Origin of the sequence: Streptomyces shinuiensis, from assembly GCF_043660855.1 — a bacterium.
Classification (GTDB): Bacteria; Actinomycetota; Actinomycetes; order Streptomycetales; family Streptomycetaceae; genus Streptomyces.
The window spans coordinates 48,711-67,084 of record NZ_JBIHML010000002.1 but is presented as its reverse complement, the minus strand read 5'-3'; the positions used below and the strand labels follow the sequence as shown (position 1 = coordinate 67,084).

Below are 18,374 nucleotides of genomic sequence, written 5' to 3'. Positions count from 1 at the left end.
CGTCTCCCAACGCTTTCGCTTATGTCCCCAGTGTTCCTGGTCCAGCACTCCGCGTGATGCTGTTTCTACTGGGCGTGCAGGAGCCGGGCGGCCGCATCGTCATCACCCAGGAGGACATCGCGTCGGCGCTGGGAATGAAGCGCTCAGCTGTCGGCCTGAGTCTCCAACATCTTCAGTTTGCTCGGATCGTTTGGAAGGAGCGACAGGGTGTGTACCAGCTGAACCCGCAGGTGGCGGGCTTCACCACGCCGGCGGAGGCGGAAGATGCGATTCGACACATGGACGAGTCGTTCTACTTGGATGTCGAAGACTTCGAGGAGCGCTACCAGGCCGCCGTCGAGGAGCACCAGGAGGCGCTGAAGCGGAAGGCAGCGATGCGTAAGGCGCCTGTCCTGCCGCCCACGGACCTGATCGCGCACCGTCAGCGCCGCAGCCGCCGGGTTCAAGCAGCCGCGGCTGAGTAAGCACCCAGTTCAACAAACACCGGGGCCCCCGCAAGAGCGGGGGCCCCGGTGTGTCTGGTATCGGTAAGAGTGTAGCCATCGACCACAGGAGTAGCTAGTCGGTCAAAGCCCCTCCAGTCGCGCACCTGTCCGCCTCGGCACTCACCAAGAGGCAGGGTGGGGCTACTCGACCGGAATCAGCCCTTCGACCTGTAGCTGCAGCAGGCCCTTACGAGCTGTCTCGCGGGTGACTCCGTACGTGCGAGAGAGAGCGAGTTCGGACGGTACCTGGAACTTCGGGTCTGCCTCGAGCTGTGGCCGGAGCTGTCCTGCGATGTACATCGCCCCCCCAGGCAGGAACTCATTGAGGGCGACCGCGATGAGTACGCCTGGTGAGTCCCTCACGCTCGCTTCGGTTGCCATTTCAAGGAGTACCTGCCTGTCCCCCTTTGTCGGCTGCCACCAGCGCTGCACAGGTCCTGTCCCCTTCAGGGGACCCTTGCTGCCCCTGGCGGCGAAGCGGCTGCGCTTCGGGATCACCCGAGCCGGCATCTTGGCACGAGCCATGACACCCGGCACATCCTCGGCGACGTAGTCGAGGGCTTCGATTACAACCTCGGTGACCGTCAGATCGTTGGCCTGACGGTATTCCTTGAGCCGGTCGGCGACCTCCTGGCTCACTCGGAAGCCGCTCTGCCCATTGCGGGCTTCGGCATCATCGCTCCCCTGCTCGTCGATCGGAGCGACCATAGCCTGCGGTGGCGCAGCAGGAACGACGGCTGGTACAGGGCGAGCAGCAGGAGCTGGCGCCACGCTCGGCGCAGGGGTGGCCCCCCAGCTGCTGAACGGATCGTCTGCACCGGCGTCCGGTGCGTCGAAGAGATCCTCCAGCTCTCCAGGAGCTTCCTGCTCTTCGGTGTCCTTGGTTGCCACAACTGCCTCCTCCGACATCAGGCGGCCTGCCTAAACTCGGCTGCACGCTGAAAGATCTGCGTCACGAGGACCTCGTAGTCGTTGGACAAGTGCTCTGCCGCTTCGGGGATGCCTCTGGCGCCGCCCTCCCGCTCCAGGTTGAGCTCGAATGCAGTCCTTCCGCGGTCTCGGATCAGACCGGCCATTGTGGACGAATGCCCCACCGCCTGAGGAAAGACGTATGCATGCTTGCCCAGGACCTTGCGTGAGCGCTTCTCGATCTCCCTGTGGATCTTGGTCGAGCCCCGAGGGGAGAAGCAGTGGGCGACTCCCAGGATCCTCAACTGCCGGTTGACCTGAACGGCCATCTTGAAGGCCTGGCCGAAGTCCTTGAGGCCATCATCGAGAGATGCCGCGTCGTACTTCACAGGCACAACGGCGTACCTAGCCGCAAGGAGGCACAGACGTAGCAGGTCAGGGTTCTCCGGAGGAGTGTCCAGGAAGATCACCTTGTATCGAGGGAGCAGCGGCGCCAGGCACACGGCCAGTCTCATGTAGGCCGCCATGAAGCCGTCGGTGCGCGCGACATCCGTGACGATCCCGTTGATCTTTCGAATCTCCGGACCTCCGACGATCACGTCGAGGTTCTCGCGGACCCCCGTGAGGGGCACGAGGGGCTTGCCCTCAGCCATAGACTCGGCGAATGCCTTGCCCTGGTCCTGTTCCCCATACCCCAGGTCACGGTGCATGTTGCCCTGGCCGTTCATGTCGATGGCAAGGGTAGGCAGCCCTTGACGCGCAGTCTTGGCTGCGGCGTTGGCGCTCAGCGTGGTCTTCCCTACACCACCCTTGCCATTGCCGAACATGAAGACGTTTCCGAACTGGTCGTAGTCGATTCCTAGATCGACGGCGGGAAAAGTCATGGGGGCAGGCTCACTTCTCAACGGTGGGCGAGGCTCGTATGGGCACCCGCATCATTGCAGACCTTCAGGTCTGCCCGCGTGGCAACACGCAGGTTGACCTGCAAGATCGAAGAGTGAGGCTACACACGGTGCCGCAAGCTGTCTAGCCTGTGGATCACCGCCCCTCTTAACGCCCCGCCCTACGGGCGTAGCAACCTGTGACCACGCCAACTCGCCAGTGCTCTTGAGGGCACGTGATCACGCAGCCCTATCCACCTGCCGTGACACCTTCACATTCCCACGTGTGCAGCGCCCCCCTCATGCATGCGCTAGGGCGAGTTTTGCAACACGCTTGTACGCATCAACAGTTGCACTCATAGATACAGAGGGGTACGCGAACAAGCAGGAGGAACATGAAACAGGCTGGTCTACATTAAGAGGCGCGAGTCGTTCAACGGGTGTATATGCGCTTGAGACCGCATTGGTTCGCACATGCAGTCCACCAAGCGCGCCAACAGTGCAACACGCGTGCAGGCACCCGTGTAGGAACCCATCAGATTCAGCCTTCAGATAAACGCACGCTGGCACATGACGCCTTGCCTTTTTGGGCGCGGACGTAAAGGCATGCTGATCTACACGTTTCATAACACGCACCTCATCGTGCTTTCCTGCGTGCACGCCGGCATGTAGCCACACAAACGATATAGAAGGCAGCAACCCATGTGTTACAGCCAGAACCTCAACTTGCCTGGACGCCCGTCTGCCCCCATGCGAGCAAGCACACGCACATACCTGCGCACAAACAGGCCGCCTCACCGGAGTTGCAACCTGCGCAAGGCTGCGCATGTATCGATGGGTTGACAGACCTATACCTGCATGCGATCTAACCTGCGTAGATGCAGGCGAGACAGTACACGAGAAGAAGTGTATGGCTACCTGAATGTGGCGTCGCATAGCTGGTCCTAGATGGCACCACATGTCCCAATGTGTGTTGACACACATGTCTGCCTGGTTGTCAGCGCCCATTGTATCGTGTTTGTTGTCGTGTTTGTTTCGGTGTTTGTTACTGATGGGTATCGACCCTGCTCCTCAGTATTATTGCAGGTCAGAAGCCACCAAGGTGCTGGGCTGCGATGGTTCACGCCGTTCCGAGGAGGCTTGCCATCGATCACGCTCAAGCCTCCCAGAGTAGCCTCGTCGAGGCCGGACAAGGTGGCCCTTTGAGTCTAGCCTGGCGGTCCACCAGGTAGCGATCTAGGGCTGACTCTGGGCCCACTTGTAATGCAACCAAGTAGTGAGGATGGACATGGTTTCAGGACGTCGGTGCGACCGGGGGGGGGGGCAGGAAGCCAATCGCGCCCGATGGCAGATTCCATCAGGCAGACTCTCTCTATTGCCGCTGCTGCCTTGAGTTCCGACTGTTCTCGTCGCTCCCTCCACAGGTTGGCACTGGTGCGTGAGTCAAGGCAGCCTTGGCTCGCTTAAGGCGGACCTACCCTTTGAATCTCGGGCTGGAGGTAGGTGCAGTTGTCGGGTGACTCCTCGATATGCTGTTGCAAGGTGGCCTGGCCGCCAGAATGCGTGTCAGTTAAGGAGAGCGGTCGGCAAGGGCTGTCTCGCCCGAGCGCGCAAGTCATCTGTGCAGCATTTTCACCTCAAGGGTTGCCTCTCATCGAGGGCAACGGGCACGTTCAGAGTCTCAAGTCCTCGTAGAGAGCTACTGCAGATTAGGCATCGGGCGTGCCCTAGCAGTGCCATTTCAGGCGACTGTCTTTGGGTTTAAGGAGGTCGGGGAAGTCCACAGCGTGTTGCTGTAGACGCGACGTGGCGGCATGGGCGGGACTGTTTCATGCTATGAATCCCAGGAACACAAGGGCGGCAGCCGCAGCTACACTCAACCGCTTCGTGCCGCAATGGACGAAGACAGTGGAGAGCATGGTGTAGACATCTGCGCGTCGGACCTTGCACACGACTACCTGAGGCAGCGTGTGGATCTCAGGAAATCTCAGGTGACAGCCCGGTGCTCGCGCTGCACTCAGCGCCTCCCAAGTCGTCGATGAGCCGAGGCAGCGACGGGGAATCCGATCAGCTGGCGATGTAGTGGATGGAAGGGAACAAACGTCAAGTACCAAGTGCTCTCCCCGCGGTGCCGCAGTGGCTGTTGCCCTTGCGCTGCCCCCTGCTGAAGCACCAGGTATGCGGCGATCTGGAGCGGATGAGGGGGACCGGTATCGGCATCCCCCGGGCAGGCAAGGCGAGTTCATCTCGCTCTCAGTGCGCAGCTAGGCCCTTGGCGTACGCGACTGCTGCTGGCATGTGGGCTCTCAGGCGACCTTGCTGACGCCTCTCCGCGCGGTGATCTCTGACCACAACGAAGGCTCGCAAGGTCGGCGCGAGCAGGTGGCTCGCAGGCCTGTGGCTCGCGCGTCGACGTGGTCCGGCAAGCTCTTTCGGCCCCGGGTCTAGTTCCTGATCCTCCTTGCCAGCAAAAGGGCAATTCCCCCAAATGGCGCACTCATTCAGCGTTTCCCAATGCCCTGACCTGCACTTTTGCCGGAATTCCCGCCTGGCGGCCTGTCAGGTCACCGTCGGGGCGATCTGTCGTCTGGGGTACTCGGGCCGTTAGGTGGCCCTTCAGGGCGCTTCTCGGCCTTGCCTGGTGCTGGCCATGCCACAGGGTAATGACTGATTGCCTTAGCGCCTATTACCTGTCGTGACCGCCTGCCGTAGTGCCCAGCATGCTGACTCGGATCGTCTGACTGTCGGCTCATCCCCATACCCACCGTCCGTCCGTAGCGGCGTAGAGCCTCGGGATGATCTCGCCAGTGGCAGGATTGATGGCGCAGCCGTCGGCACGCACATACTGGGGCAGGGCCACGGCAGGGTGGGGGAGGGGGGACTGCTGTGCGGTGCGGCGGCGCTCGGCGATGCGTACTTGTTCGTGACGCCAGTGGGTTCGTTGGGCCTCGTGGTGTCGGCGGCGTCGTTCTGCTGTGCCGGCGGTGCCCAGGCGCTCGGCGGTCTCGGTCCAACTGGTCACGGGGTCGGTGCAGTGCTGCGTCGGCGCTCCGGTGCCTTCCAGGGCGGTGGGGGAGAGGTGATAGAGCTCTCCTTCGTGGCGGACGAGGCCGAGGTTCTTGAGCTTGCTGAGCTGTCGGTAGGCGGTGGGGCGGGATATGGAGGCGCTGGCCTGGAGCTCGGTGAGGCTTTGTCCGTCTTGCTCGGCGAGGGAGGCGAGGATGGTGAGTCCGCTGCCGCCGAGTCCGTGGTGGGCGAAGGCATCAAGGTGCATCAGGCGGCTTGCCGTCCTGGAGTCGAGGTTGGCGTTGGTGTTGGTCTGTCTCACGGCTGGGCCACTCATGGCCCCCCCAGCCTCCGGCCCTTTGGGGGTGGACCAGTGGTGAGACGTGGTGGAGGGCAGTCGGGAGATGAGCATCCAGCGGGCGCCTTCGGTGGGGGAGCCGTTGTCGAGCTGGCGCAGCATCTTGGTGGCGAGGAGGCGTTGGTTGGAGTTGTGGGCGGTGGTCCGGCTGCAGCCCATCCTCTCGGCGAGGTCGCGTTCGGAGACGGTGTGGTCCCAACTCCCGCTCTGAGAGCAGATGTCCATGCGGGCGATGAGGTTGCGCAGGTCGGTCTTTCCGGTGATGCCCTTCCACGGGGTGCATTCGATGCGTGCGCGGAAGGCGGCCAGGGCGGCGTGGAAGTCCTGGCGGGTGGTGAGTGGGTCGGTGGAGTGGACGTACTGCTGGGCGCCGTCCCAGGCCCTCTGGAGCCATGCGGCGGCCTTGTCGTAGCCGCGGCGGTGTTGGAGGATGCGGGCGTGCTGGCCGGCCTTGTAGGGGCCGTCGAGCATGACTTGGACGAAGGCGGCGCGGTTCCATCCGGCGCGGACGGCGTCGGCGGCTATGGCGCGGGTGATGGCCCAGGCGTGGTCGGACGCGGCGGTGTTCTTCCCTCCGCGCTGGAGGTTGCCTGTCGCGTACGCGGCCTCCTGGTCGCCGAGGACGAGGAGCTTGTGCATCCGTGCGGAGAGCGGCGGGAGCGGGGCGAGGAGCCCGGTGCGCGGCGGCGGAGCCCCGAGGCGGGTGGGCGCGGAGGGCTTCGTCTGCCGCTGCGTCAGGTACGCGTGCTGGGACGTGAGCGCGGCTGTGCTCGCGGTGGGGGAGTGGCGGGGTGCGGGTACTGGCAGTGTGGTTGCTGCGGGGAGGACGGCTATCGCAGTGTCCATGATCACATCGCCCCTGCGGAGGGCCGTGGGGCAAAGGTGGAGCCCACCCTCGGGGGTCGCGGAGGTGCTGCGGCACCACACCGCGCACTGCTGTGCGGAGGGAGGTGAAGCAGGTCCGAGGAGAGGGCATAACTAGACGTTTCGGACAGGGGTGGGTGACAAGCGGCAGCCGTCTGCTGCATCATGAACGCGATCCGTTCCCGGTGTTGTTGTGGAACGTCGAAGCCCCTTGGCAGGGGCGCGAGCTCCGGAGTGGGAGTGATTTCGCCCGGACCTTCCAAAGCGGAGAAGCCGGGACTCGCTCGACTGGCAGGTCGGGCGATGACGATGGGCTGGCGGTTGATGAGGTGGTGGCACACCACATCGGGCGCGAGGCCGGGCCCGGGTGTTGAGCAGACAACACCGGGGCCGTTGGGAGCTAGGTCATCGGGTGCTCCCCGTTCGGGGGTCTGCCGTTCGTGACTGACACGTCATCCTCCTTGGCTGGTTGTGGCCTGCGTCGAGGCCTACGTGCGTACGCGCCCGCCAGCGCGGACCGCTGTGCGCACGTCGAAAGGGCCGGCGTGCGGCCCGGGGCGGGGGCACGCGGCCTGGGCGACAGCGAACTGCGGGTGGGTGATGACGACGCTGGACTCGATGGCCGTCTGGACGGCGTTGCGCATCAGCCGCCCGTAGGCGACCAGGGGATCGCCGTGCGCGTGGTCGGGGGCCAAGATGCTGACGGCGGCGACCACGTGGGGCTCGGCACCGGGCATTGCCGGAGCGCCGGGCAGGCGGCGGACCGGAACGGAGACGAGGATCCAGCCGGGCAGGGGTGCCTTGGTGAGTGCGACCTGGGTGGACCGGATCTGCCGCAGGTCTTCGCGTAGCGGGGCGTCGTGGCCGGCGAGGTTGGCGAGCATGACCAGACCCGGTGCGTCGGAATCGAGGGGAGCCCGGCGCAGTCGGTCTACGGCCCGGGGAGTGAAGGCCAGTTCGCGGCGCAGGCGCACGTCGTGGGTTCCGGCGGCGCCGATGCACAGGCGTTCGCCGGTGATGGGGGAGTAGGTGTGCAGCAGCACGGCGTGCTCGGTGCGGCTGTGCAGGCTCTTGAGGAGGAGGGCGGCGTCGAGCAGGGGAGTGGCGCTGGGATGCACGAGACCCGGGGTGTCGGTCGGGGCGGCAGGGGTGGAGCGCAGCTCCCAGTACCCGGAGCGCGGCCGGTAGCAGACCTTCGCCTTGAAGAGCTGGAGCAGTCGGCGCCGCACTTCCTCCTGCCCCATGGTCGTCCGGGCGGTGATCTCGCTCGACTTGTGCGGGCCGGGGCCGAGCTGGAGCAGGGCATGGAGCACCGCGTTCGTGCGGTCGCGCTCCCTGCGCTGATGTGAACTACGTATGCTGATGCCCACAATTCCTCCCCGTTGCGCCAAATCAGCACGCCAGCCAGGGCAGTTGGTGCTGTTGGTCCGTCTACAAGATCTCTACCTGGGCGTATAGGGAGTGACCAGGAACACCCTCTTCCGGAAGACCCTTTTCCTGTGACGGATCGTGAACAGAGAACTGGATCTTGTGGTGGAAGGCGCGGTTTTCGGGGTATTCGCTCTTGTTGCTGTCCGTCAAGTGTGTGGAATTTTTCACGTGCTTGACGTAGTAAAATGTCGATACATGGTCGCCGCCCGCCGTGTGGATTGGCGGTGCGCTCACCCGTAGAAGCGGGCATATCGCGCAAAATGGCATGGCAGTGGTATAGGTCTCTACTGCCGTGCAGGCCGCCACGACCAGCCGTCAGCGAACGCTTCTCATCCTGAGCGCCAGGCGATCTCGATGGCGTGAACGGCGGTGACCGTGCGACCGATGCGGTTGGTGCCGCACTGGGCCTTGCGGAGGATCCGCCATTGCTTGAGGCGGGCGAAGGCGCGTTCGCCCGGAGCGCGCAGCCGGGCGTGGTCCCGGTTGTACTGCTGGTGGTGCCCGGGCAGGTCGTGGTGGCGGTAGTAGGGGGTGCGGACGGTCGCGTCGGCACCTTGGTAGGCGCGGTCGGCCAGGACGAGGAGCTGACGGGACAGGCGGGCTTGGATCACACCGTGGGCGCGGGCTGCGGTCAGGTCGTGCGTGCGTCCTGGTGTCGCGCGGGAGAACCAGAGCGGGGTGCCGTCCGGGTGGGCGATGACCTGCACGTTCATCCCGTGGCGGCGGTGCTTCTGCGAGTAGTACGGCTCGTCCGCAGCGATGTCTCCCGGCCTTCGGCCGGGAGGTGCCCCCAGTCAGTGGCGATCAGGGGGCCGTCGAGGATGACGAACCCCTCCGGCGGCAGCTCGCGCAGGGCTTCGTGCAGGCTCGGGGCGCGCTCGGCGAGGAGGTCGACCGTTTCGCTCACATACCGGTCGGCGATGGTGGTGGAGACGCCGAACCCCGCTGCGGCCTGGGCCAGGGTCTCGTTCTTGCGCAGGTGCACCAGGACCAGCAGGGCCTGCCGGAAGCAGCCCAGCTTGCGCCAGCGGGAGTTCAGCTCACATCTTCGGGCGTAGATGAGCCAGGAAACGTGCTCCACGACCTCGTGCGGGACGTCGAGCATGGCTCGATACGGGACCAACAGGACTCCTGTGTCGGGACGTTGGCGAGTGAGATCACCAGCCGCAACGACCAGAAGCCCTGCCGCGTTACGGCCCCCGACCACCAGCCGCCATCACCCACGAACCACAGGATGAGAAGCGTTCAGCGACCTGTATTCAACCAAGTCCTGCGGACCCATGCAGTTTTAAGTGGAACCAGCGGGAACATCCGGATATGCGGGGGCGGTTGTCAGGGGCGGGCACCTACGGTGAATGTGATCGGCGGGACCGCCCTGTCGGCATGACCCGGTCCCAGCCGGTCGACGCTGGTGGCGGCCCGGTAGATGGTGCGGCACAGCGCCCGGCCGGGAGGGTTTTCTCGGCTCCACCAGCGGCCCCGGCGAGCCGCCACGTCCATCAGTTCCGCGATCTCCAGCCCGGACAGTTTCACGCGCGCGAGCCCAGTGCCATCCGGCCGCTCCATGCCGTCGGCGAAGTGCGCGGTGCCGTACCGATGCGCGCACCGGGTGAACAGCGACGCCCACACCGAGGGCGCGCACAGCAGCTCGATCCGGACGATGCCCGCGGTGACGTCCAGCCTGCGGCGCCGTCGCGTACCTCCCAGTCCTGGACCACGGAGTGCCAACTGGCCTGCGTGGCACCGCCCAACCCACTCACGCGTACGGCGGACTTGACGGCCATCTGGTCTCCTCAGTGGCAGCGGGCGGGAGCCGATCTCAACTGGTGTTCCTCCCGGCGGGAAGAAGCGCTCCGGCACGCCGATCACCCGTGAGTCCTTGGGCACGCTGGCCATGACCGCACCGAACCAACCGTCCAGCAGGGGAGACATTGCAGCAGGCGGGCGTGAGCAAGCAGCCGTAGTCCCGCGGTCGAGGGGGCCGACCAGAGCGCCGGATCCGCGATGCCGCTCACCTCCTAGTCCCGCATCAAGTCCAGGCTCGACGCCGCGAACAGCACAGCCCACCCGGTAGTTGCTCAGATCAGGAGGCAAGCAAGCAATGCACAGCCAGCCGGCAGGGGGAGACGCGGGCTGGGTCCCGAGCGTACAGAGCCAGCCGATCAACGGCGACGACGCCGCTCCCGACCACGGGCCCTTCGCCGTCACCTATACAGGCCCGGCCTGGTACGGCCAGGCTGCCACCCCCCAACTCGCTCCCGCCCCTGCGCCAGCCGCAGTCAACCCGCCCGCTCCCCACCCGCAGCAGGACTTCGTGCCCACAAAGCCCGAACCCTGGCCCGTTCAGCAGCCGGTGCAACCCGCGCCGGCGCAGACCATGCCGTCACCGCCCCCGGCCTCCCCAGGCCCGCCTCCCGCGGCCGCGCTCCAGCAACCCGCACCGCCTCCCGCTCAGGCCGGATACGGATACCCGCCAGCCGTTACCTACACCGCCCTTGCGGGACCGGCGTTCCCCACCGGCGGCCCCGCGCAGGCTGCCGCGGCCTGGCCGCCGCAGCTCCCCGCCGCGCCCGCCGCGATGCCAGCCACCGCGCAGCCGGCCCACCAGGCTCCCTACGCGGCGCCGCATCCGGCGCCTCCCGGCCCGGCGCATGCTCCCCTGGGGCACAGCGCCGCGACCGAGCTGTCCTCCGAACGGCTCCTGCGCGGTGCCCCGCCCAAGCCGCGCAGCGCCCGCCCTGGAACCCGCCCCTCACGCTTCCGCATCGGCGGCGCGCGCGAGGACGCCGAGACGCAGCGCAAGCTCGAACTCATCCGCACCCCGGTCCACGCCTGCTACCGGATCGCGGTGATCAGCCTCAAGGGCGGCGTCGGCAAGACCACCGTGACCACGGCGCTCGGCGCGACGCTCGCCAGCGAGCGCCAGGACAAGGTCCTGGCCGTCGACGCCAACCCGGACGCCGGCACCCTCGGGCGCCGAGTGCGGCGCGAGACCGGAGCAACCATCCGCGACCTCGTGCAGGCGATCCCAACTCTGAACACCTACATGGACATCCGTGCCTTCACCTCGCAGGCCCCCTCCGGACTCGAGATCCTGGCCAACGACGTCGACCCGGCCATCTCCACCACCTTCAACGACGACGACTACCGCCGCGCCATCGATGTACTGGGCCGCCAGTACCCGATCATCCTCACCGACTCCGGCACTGGCCTGCTCTACAGCGCCATGCGCGGTGTCCTGGACCTGGCCGACCAGCTGATCGTCGTCGCCACCCCGTCGGTCGACGGAGCCTCCAGCGCCAGCACCACCCTGGACTGGCTCAACGCTCACGGCTACAACGACCTGGTCAGCAGGGGCCTGACGGTGGTCTCCGGCGTACGGGAGAAGGGCCGGATGATCAAGGTGGAGGACATCGTCGCCCACTTCTCATCCCGGTGCCGCGGGGTCGTCTCGGTTCCCTTCGACGAGCACCTGGCGGTTGGCGCCGACGTGGACCTGGACCTGATGCGGCCCAAGACCCGCGAGGCCTACCTGAACCTGTGCGCCCTCGTCGCCGAGGGCTTCGCCATCCGCAGAACCTCAGCACCTGCCGCCGCCCCTGCCCTGGTGGCCGATCCCTTCCCCACCCAGCAGGCAGAGCACCACGGCTACCACATGACGCCCGAGTACCCGCAGCACAGCTTTTTCCCCCCACAACCACGCTGACCGCCCTGCACACAGGCCACGGCCAGAGACGGAAGGCGTCCAAGCCGTCTCCCGCCTCACGGAAAAGCCCGGCGATTCGCGGCCAGCAGGCCCTTGTGGGGGCGCAGGCTGCTCGGAGCCACCGTCACTCCTGAGGAGTACCCGCTTGCCCCCACCACCGCACCCCGCCTCTGCGTAGCACGAGCTTCAGCCGCTGTCCTCGGGCTGGCCGCCTCCTGAGTCTGGCCGCCTGCGCGAGCGACGCCTTCCGGAACGACCGCGCACCGGACTCCCACAAGCCTTTCGCCACTGCGAGCCCCGTCCCTCGGGGCGTTGTCACGGTCAGCGAGGCCAACAAGATCCTTGACAACTACCAGCACGTAAACAACCGTGCGAACGCGACCCGCGACGCCAAGCTCTTGGCCACTGTGGAAGAAGGTCATCTCTGTCTTTCCGAACAAGGCCCTGCCTTCGGTGCAGACCTCCGGCGGCGTTGCCCGCACCGCACCAGTGAACCGTTTTCATCCTGTCCTGTAGGGATGATGCTGCAATTCAGCAGGGTGGTGTGACGAGGCGAGGCTCTTGGTCGTTGCGATGGTGCTCTCTACGCACCACGCTTTGTCCGAGGAGCCTCGCTTGGTCCCCTATCGAGCCACGCTCCACGTCCCGCATGAGCTGGTCGAGCACGTCTCATGGCTGATCCATGCCCGAAGGCGTGAACGCGGCACGCGGTGGCGCAAACTGGGCTGTTTCCACCAGGCTCTGCCGGCGCTGGTGCACCTGCGCAAGAACGAGACGCTGCCCCAGCTCGCGGCGGGGTTCGGGATCTCCACCGCAACCGCCCGGCGGTACGTGGACGAGACTCTCGAGGTCTTGGCCTCCTGGGCGCCCGGCCTGCAGGAGGCACTCGTCGGCCTGGGCGAAGGAGACGTCGTCATCGTCGACGGCACGCTCATCCCCATCGACCGCATCGCCGCGGACGAGCCGCACTACTCCCACAAACACCGCAAGCACGACCTGACCGCGGCCCGCGCTCACTGGGGGTCGCCCCCTCTGGGGATATCGTCCAAGCCTGCCTCACCCGGCAAATCCTCGTCCTCGCGGACCGCGCCTACCAGGGCGCCGGCGCCACCTTCCGCACGCCGTACTACCACTACAGCGAACAACCGCAGCGGTACCAGCGGTTCAACCGCGACTACGCCCGACTCCGAGCCCCCGGCGAACGCGCCTTCGCTCAACTCAAGGCGTAGCGGCTACTGCGGCGATCCCGCTGTTCCACCCGCCGCATCGGCACAGCCGTCCAAGCCGTCCATGCCCTGCTGACCTGCACATATTCAGGATGAAAACGGTTCAATCAGCGCTGTGCGCTTTGCCACTCATCTGCGCGCAGAGGCGGGGCATCGAGGTGCGGCTTCTTGCGGCCGACCAGCATGGGCCAGAGCATGTCTACCGAGAACAGGCGAGTGGGGGGCCTCCGCAGGCTCATCACGTCCAGGAGGGCACCCAAAGCGCGAGGGTTCCTCGAGCCGGTTACCACGCAGCGATCGACGTATCGGGCCAGAAAGCGTTGTACAGGGGTGGGCGGATTGTCGGTGGCTCCCGGGTAAAAGGCGTCTTGCCCCACGGCCAATTCCCAGGCCGCGGCAACGGGGCGGGCGGCGGCCTTCTGGAGGCGTTGAGCGGTGCCGCGTGTGGTGACGGGATGAGAGCGCAGGACATTTCGGATGGCCACGGCGCACTGGGCCGCGACGGTCAGGCCGTGTCCGTAGACAGGGTTGTAGCCGGCTATCGCGTCGCCGACGACGATGAATCCGTCAGGCCAGGGCTTCACCTTCTCGTAGTAACGGCGTTGGTTGGTTGTGCTGCGGGTGGTGACGACGTCACTGACAGGCTCGGCGTTCTTCAGTAGATCACCGATGACGGGATCGCCGAGGTTGAGGGCGAAATCGACGAAGGCGTCGGGGTCGCCGGTCGGCTCGCCTCCTCGGGTGCCGGACAGGGTGACGATCCAGCGGCCGTTTTCGATGGGCAGGATGATGCCGCCCTGACCCGGAGATTTGGCCGGGTTGGCTTGGATATTGACGAGAGGGAAGGAACCCGTAACCGCGCGGGGTGCTTCGTACAGGCGGGTGGCGTAGGCGACGCCAGCGTTGACTTCCCGCTCGGTGACCTTGGGCAGGCCAAGGTCCTGGAGCCACTGGGGGGCGTGCGAGCCTCGACCGGACGCGTCGACGACAAGGTCGGCGGTCAGGGTCTCCTCATGGTCGCCCTTTCGAACGCAGAGGCCAGTCACACCTTCGGCGGTGCCCTCCAGACGGACAGCAGTGGTGTCCTGGAGAAGCGTGATCCTGTGGTCGGCCAGGACGCGGTCGCGCAGGGCAGCGTCGAGTAGGGCTCGGGAGCAGACCAGATTGGAGTGGTCGGTGCTGGTGAAGCGTCGGAACCACACCTCGTTGGGAGCCCTGCTGACCATGTCGCCCATGATGCGGACGAGACGGCCTCCCCGGGCCACCACGTCATCGACGACTCCGGGGAGGAGGTCGTTGAAGGCCTCGACCCCTCCGCTCCAGACAAGGTGTGCGTGGCGGGCCTGGGGGACACCGCGGCGGACCTCGGGGCCCTCCGGGAGAATGTCTCGGTCGATGACGAGGACGTCAGCCTGCTCGGTGAGCGATGAGGCGGCGAGGAAGCCGGCCGCGCTCGCACCTATGACGACAGCGGTCGGGCGCCGCCGGGTGAATCTGTCAGGCATGTGAGATCACGCTTCTTTTGCTGGGCGCAACTTGTTGGCGGATGCTGTCGACGATGTGAGGGCGGTACAGCGCTCGTGAGATGGCGGGGAGGTGGCCGGTGATCTCCTCGCCGATCTGGGCGGGTTCGTCCCTGGATGTGCGCGGACTGCTGTCCTGGTACGCGCTGAGGGCTTCACGAATGGCGACGGCGCCGGCGTAGCCACGGGCGCGGCTTTCGCCGTACCGGGAGGATGCGACGGCGTAGGCCCGGTGGTAGGCGTCGTGGTCGTAGTAGGCGGCCAGCCGGAGCATGCAGTCCTCGATGCGTTGCTGACGCTGAAGCACGCGGAGGTCGAGCGGTGCGAAGCGGCCGACTTGGGCCTTGGCTGCGGAGGGAGCAACGTGGCGGATGGCTCGGGCGAGGGGCAGCAGAGCCCAGTAAGTGGCCTGTTCCCGGGGCCATTTCTGCAGGAATGGCCCGATCACGGGAAGAATAAAGCCGATACCTACGAACGTGGCGTCGAGGATCGCGAATGGCGGAGCGACATCCGTGCTGAGGAAGTCCCAGTCGGTGCCGTTCCAACGAGCTGCGACGGCGGTGAGCTTGGTCACGTCGAAGACGAGACCAAGTGCGTAGCCGGTCTGCAGCAGGAACAAACTGAACTTCAGCCAGCCGGAGCTGACTTCGGGGATCCACTTCCAGATCATCCCGGCAGCGACCAGCGCCGACACCATGTGGGCGATCAGATAGAGCAGGATATGCTCGCGCATCCACGGCGTATTGGCATAGTACGTGTCAAGGTCATAAACTCGTTCAACGGGAACATCCGCTAGCAGGAAAGTACTCCACAGCGCGACGACGATGCCGGTGTAGATCGCGATCACCCGGCGCACCTTGGTCCGGCGCCTTGCGGAGGGCGCCTCTCGCCAGGTGATGATCATGGTGATGCAGGAAGCGCAGAACGCGGTGAGCAGCGAGTACGTCCATGGTGCGGCGAAGTTCGGCACGCCGGAGATGTCGTTGATCTTCGCCAGGCTCGTGGGTGCGACAGAGAAGAAGACAGCACAGGCCCACATGAGAAACAGCCAGGTGGCGCGCTTGTCGGGGTCCCGCCAGGAACGGACAACGGTCGGCACCTTTAAGATGAGCGCCACTGTCAGGAGCAGAGCGGGCAGCGCATAAGATATGTGCAGGTCGGACAGGTTCATAGCTGTCAGCCCCCGCGGTTGGTCAAGGTGGAGGCGATCCGGCCCTCCACGGTAGATGCACTGAGCGAGCCCAGTGCGTAGGGTCCGGTGATCCATGTGCGGACCTCAGCTCCGAATCGCAGACCGAACGTCTCGGCGTCGGCCTCGTGGTCGTCGGAGGAGTCGGCGCGCGCTGCGACGGTAAGGAAGACCTTGTGGGGGACCTCTCTGGAGTCCATGACCTGTTGCACGGCGCGCTGAAGGAGTTCAGGCGCTTCCCCTGCGGGGAGGGTACGTCCGGCCGCCGAAAGTCCGCCCACGTGATGTCCACAGTGGCCCTGCTGCTCGTGCCACAGCTCGTGTCCCAGGATGACGAGCTGCTGTACAGGCGTTGCTCGTTCCTCAACCACGATCAGTGAGTTGTCGCCGCAGTCAAGACGCATTCCGGTGACCGGAGTATCGGCTGGGAAGGCCCGGAAGAGAAGCTTGATCGGGCGCCCGGTCTGCACGCTCATGGCCCTGCAAAACGCTTCCATGACGACCCGCGGTTCCGCCGGCCGATCGATGCTCTTGTCGGCCTCCCGACTGAGGGCAACCAGGAGCCGCTTCATGGATTTGATGTTCATTGGCCGTCCTCGCTCGTCGGGAAGATGGAGCGGAAGACGCCTGCAAGGATGCGGTCGAGCTGTTCAGCGTTCAGCGGCCCGTGTCCATGCAACCGGAAGTCGGTGCCGACGACACCGTAGCGCTTCATCAGCGCCTCCATGGGGTCCTGCGCTTCGCTGCCTTCAAGGCGGCGAAGTTCCACCAGGAGCACCCGGTTGAGGGCTGCGGGAGCAGACGCGGTGAAGAACTGTTCCCCGCCCTCAACTTGGAAAAATTGTCCCAATCCATGCAAATAGGCGACATTGGGCACTTTCTTGCCGGTGAGGAGCTGACGCGCCCACATCTCTGAGATGTCGATGCCCTGTTGTGCGAAGTGCCGGACGACAGCGGAAATCAGGTCAACCAACCTGCTTCCGGTGCGCGTCATGTAGTCATTCGCGAGCCTCACGATGCGAGTGCATACGCGCGCTTCTACCGTATCGGGTGGCGCACTGTCGCCCTTCAGGAGGGCCTCGACCACCTCCTCCGGCAAGGCCGTTCGCTCTGACAGCTGGCGGGCGTTAAGCGGTTCCAAGCCCTGCTCGCTGGTCCGCGCGTTGAGGCGCTGCAGAGTCTCGGGGAGTTTTGGTTCCACCAAGGCGCTCCCGGGTGTGTGGTGGGCATCCGTTGACGTGAACACTACGCGGTTCCGGATCGCTACTCAACGATCGTTTCCTGACTGGGAAGCGATCGTTGACATGTTCGCCGCCACGTAGCAGGATCCAGGTGTCAGAACCGGTGCGTCTGAACACCCGGTGTGATAATCGCTGGGTGGAGGCGTTCTCCGGGGTGCGGATGCCGCAAGCCGATGGATCGAACATAAGTTCGTATCGCAGAGCTGATAGGACGAAGTCGTGACGATCTCCGATGTGACATCTCGCAGACCGCCCACTGCCCACGACTCGGAATTGTCCGAAATGTTCCAGTAGTCGGTTGGGGTGCCCTCAAGTACCAGGGAGGGCACTGACCACATCATCAAGGGGGAGCGCACATGCGCGCGGGTACCTACTTTGACGCTGGCGAGCAGGAGTCTGCGCAGTCGGTAGCAGCGGAAATGCAAGCCAAGAGACTGCAGGATTTCCTCAAGGGCAGACGCGATCACCTGGGCCTCAGCCAGGAGGCTATTGCCGAGCGGCTGGACATCAGCGCCCGGGCCTACGGGAACTGGGAGCGGGGCCGGGTCAAGGAGTGGACGGATGCAAAACTCTACGCTTTGGCGGAAGCTCTGGAAATGTCTGAGTTTCAGACAGCCCGGCTCTTTCAGTACGCCGCTGGCCGAGTCCCGCAGCCGGAGGTGCGCACCAGACTCCGACGCACTGAGTCATCCGCGCAGGATTCATCGGCCTTCCTGGGTGACTACACCGTCATGATGAACGCGCTCGCGCTGCCTACCTTCGTCATTGATCCGGCGTGGGACATCACGATGGCGAACAAGGCATACCGCGACCTATTCCGCAACGTGCGGTCCCACCCGACCGCGATGCCGTCGCGGAATTTCCTGAGGTTCGGGCTCTTCCACCCCGATGCCCCGGCCATCCTCGCCGACCACCTCAAGTGGCAGCTCGCCATGCTTGCGCAGCTCTCGTCCAGCCTCGAGCAGCACAGTGAGGACAACGGGCTCCAGGCCATCCGCCGAGATGTGTACCTGCACCCCGTGCTCCGCGATGCCTACCTCACCGACATGCCTAACTGGGTCTTGGGCACCGGCGCCGATCTTGTCCATCACGAAGGCGCTGTCCGCGAACTGCGTCATCCCGACCCGCGCCTGGGCCTCCAAGGATGCCGACTGGTCGAGGAGACCCCGCGGTCATTGAAGAGTCTCGGACTCATGCGCCTCACCCTGGTGCTCGTCGACATCGATGAGCAGATCGTGCCTGGGAGTTGCGGCACGTACGACTACCACGCCGCCTGACACGCTGCGTGCGAAGTTCGTTGCGGAAGCACGGCGGCAATCACTCGCCATGTACACCGGATGAACGCCGAGCAGTCGCAGTTCAGCAGCGAGTGCCGCCCCCGCGCTCCCGAGCACGGACGGCGATGCGAAGCAGCCCGCTGCCAGGGCTTGATCAAGTTCCCTGAGAAGCCATCCGCTTACCGATCAACGGGCTGGTCTGGTCGAACGAGGGTCTTGACCGGGTGATCGCGGCGGGGTCGGCGCATGACGGCAGGGCCTCTTGGTAGTTCGGGGTT

12 protein-coding genes and 3 pseudogenes are annotated in these 18,374 nt (G+C 65.4%); 5 read left to right on the top strand and 10 right to left on the bottom strand.

From position 1 onward, the window contains the following. Positions 1-56: 56 nt before the first annotated feature. Positions 57-464: a hypothetical protein gene (locus ACGRHY_RS27170; protein WP_394638288.1), complete on the top strand. Its 408-nt coding sequence runs from the start codon at positions 57-59 to the stop codon at positions 462-464. Between the two features lie 162 nt (positions 465-626). Here ACGRHY_RS27170 and ACGRHY_RS27165 read toward each other — a convergent pair whose 3' ends face one another. The 6 genes and pseudogenes from ACGRHY_RS27165 to ACGRHY_RS27140 all read right to left on the bottom strand — a co-directional run bounded on the left by ACGRHY_RS27165 (position 627) and on the right by ACGRHY_RS27140 (position 9,662). After that, on the bottom strand, positions 627-1,376 hold the full coding sequence (locus ACGRHY_RS27165) for a hypothetical protein (protein WP_394638287.1): 750 nt from the start codon (positions 1,374-1,376) through the stop codon (positions 627-629). A gap of 17 nt (positions 1,377-1,393) precedes the next feature. After that, positions 1,394-2,278, bottom strand: coding sequence for a ParA family protein (locus ACGRHY_RS27160; RefSeq protein ID WP_394638286.1), 885 nt, complete (start codon positions 2,276-2,278; stop codon positions 1,394-1,396). Between the two features lie 2,746 nt (positions 2,279-5,024). Next, entirely contained in the window at positions 5,025-6,485 is a 1,461-nt protein-coding gene (locus ACGRHY_RS27155) for a helix-turn-helix domain-containing protein (protein ID WP_394638285.1), read from the bottom strand. Between the two features lie 506 nt (positions 6,486-6,991). Then, complete coding sequence (locus ACGRHY_RS27150; protein ID WP_394638284.1) at positions 6,992-7,873, bottom strand: IclR family transcriptional regulator; 882 nt, start codon at positions 7,871-7,873, stop codon at positions 6,992-6,994. A 390-nt stretch (positions 7,874-8,263) separates the two neighbouring features. Beyond that, positions 8,264-9,039, bottom strand: a pseudogene (locus ACGRHY_RS27145) (transposase family protein). Positions 9,040-9,266: 227 nt separating this feature from the next. Continuing rightward, positions 9,267-9,662 (bottom strand): hypothetical protein, encoded by a 396-nt coding sequence (locus ACGRHY_RS27140; protein WP_394638283.1) that lies wholly within the window; start codon positions 9,660-9,662, stop codon positions 9,267-9,269. 526 nt (positions 9,663-10,188) lie between these two features. Here ACGRHY_RS27140 and ACGRHY_RS27135 point away from each other — a divergent pair. From ACGRHY_RS27135 to ACGRHY_RS27130, 3 genes and pseudogenes are all read left to right on the top strand, one after another. Further along, positions 10,189-11,634, top strand: a pseudogene (locus ACGRHY_RS27135) (MinD/ParA family ATP-binding protein); the annotation flags it as partial. A gap of 176 nt (positions 11,635-11,810) precedes the next feature. Then, positions 11,811-12,188, top strand: coding sequence for a DUF8094 domain-containing protein (locus tag ACGRHY_RS30305; RefSeq protein ID WP_491630979.1), 378 nt, complete (start codon positions 11,811-11,813; stop codon positions 12,186-12,188). A 25-nt stretch (positions 12,189-12,213) separates the two neighbouring features. After that, a pseudogene (locus tag ACGRHY_RS27130) lies at positions 12,214-12,962 on the top strand (transposase family protein). 11 nt (positions 12,963-12,973) lie between these two features. On the opposite strand, the gene ACGRHY_RS27125 reads toward ACGRHY_RS27130, so the two are convergent. Genes ACGRHY_RS27125 through ACGRHY_RS27110 form a run of 4 tightly spaced genes read right to left on the bottom strand, consistent with a single transcriptional unit; the run spans position 12,974 to position 16,779 of the window. Beyond that, a complete protein-coding gene (locus ACGRHY_RS27125) occupies positions 12,974-14,371 on the bottom strand; it encodes an FAD-dependent monooxygenase (protein WP_394638281.1) in 1,398 nt (465 codons plus the stop codon). Next, entirely contained in the window at positions 14,364-15,560 is a 1,197-nt protein-coding gene (locus tag ACGRHY_RS27120; RefSeq protein WP_394638280.1) for an MAB_1171c family putative transporter, read from the bottom strand. The genes ACGRHY_RS27125 and ACGRHY_RS27120 overlap by 8 nt, the downstream gene beginning before the upstream one ends. Before the next feature lie 5 nt (positions 15,561-15,565). After that, positions 15,566-16,165 carry a toxin gene (locus ACGRHY_RS27115; RefSeq protein ID WP_394638279.1) on the bottom strand — a complete coding sequence of 200 codons (600 nt, stop codon included), beginning with the start codon at positions 16,163-16,165 and terminating at the stop codon, positions 15,566-15,568. Further along, a complete protein-coding gene (locus ACGRHY_RS27110) occupies positions 16,162-16,779 on the bottom strand; it encodes a hypothetical protein (RefSeq protein WP_394638278.1) in 618 nt (205 codons plus the stop codon). The genes ACGRHY_RS27115 and ACGRHY_RS27110 overlap by 4 nt, the downstream gene beginning before the upstream one ends. A gap of 396 nt (positions 16,780-17,175) precedes the next feature. On the opposite strand from ACGRHY_RS27110, the gene ACGRHY_RS27105 reads away from it, so the two are divergent. Continuing rightward, positions 17,176-18,096 (top strand): helix-turn-helix domain-containing protein, encoded by a 921-nt coding sequence (locus ACGRHY_RS27105; RefSeq protein ID WP_394638277.1) that lies wholly within the window; start codon positions 17,176-17,178, stop codon positions 18,094-18,096. Positions 18,097-18,374 lie beyond the last annotated feature (278 nt).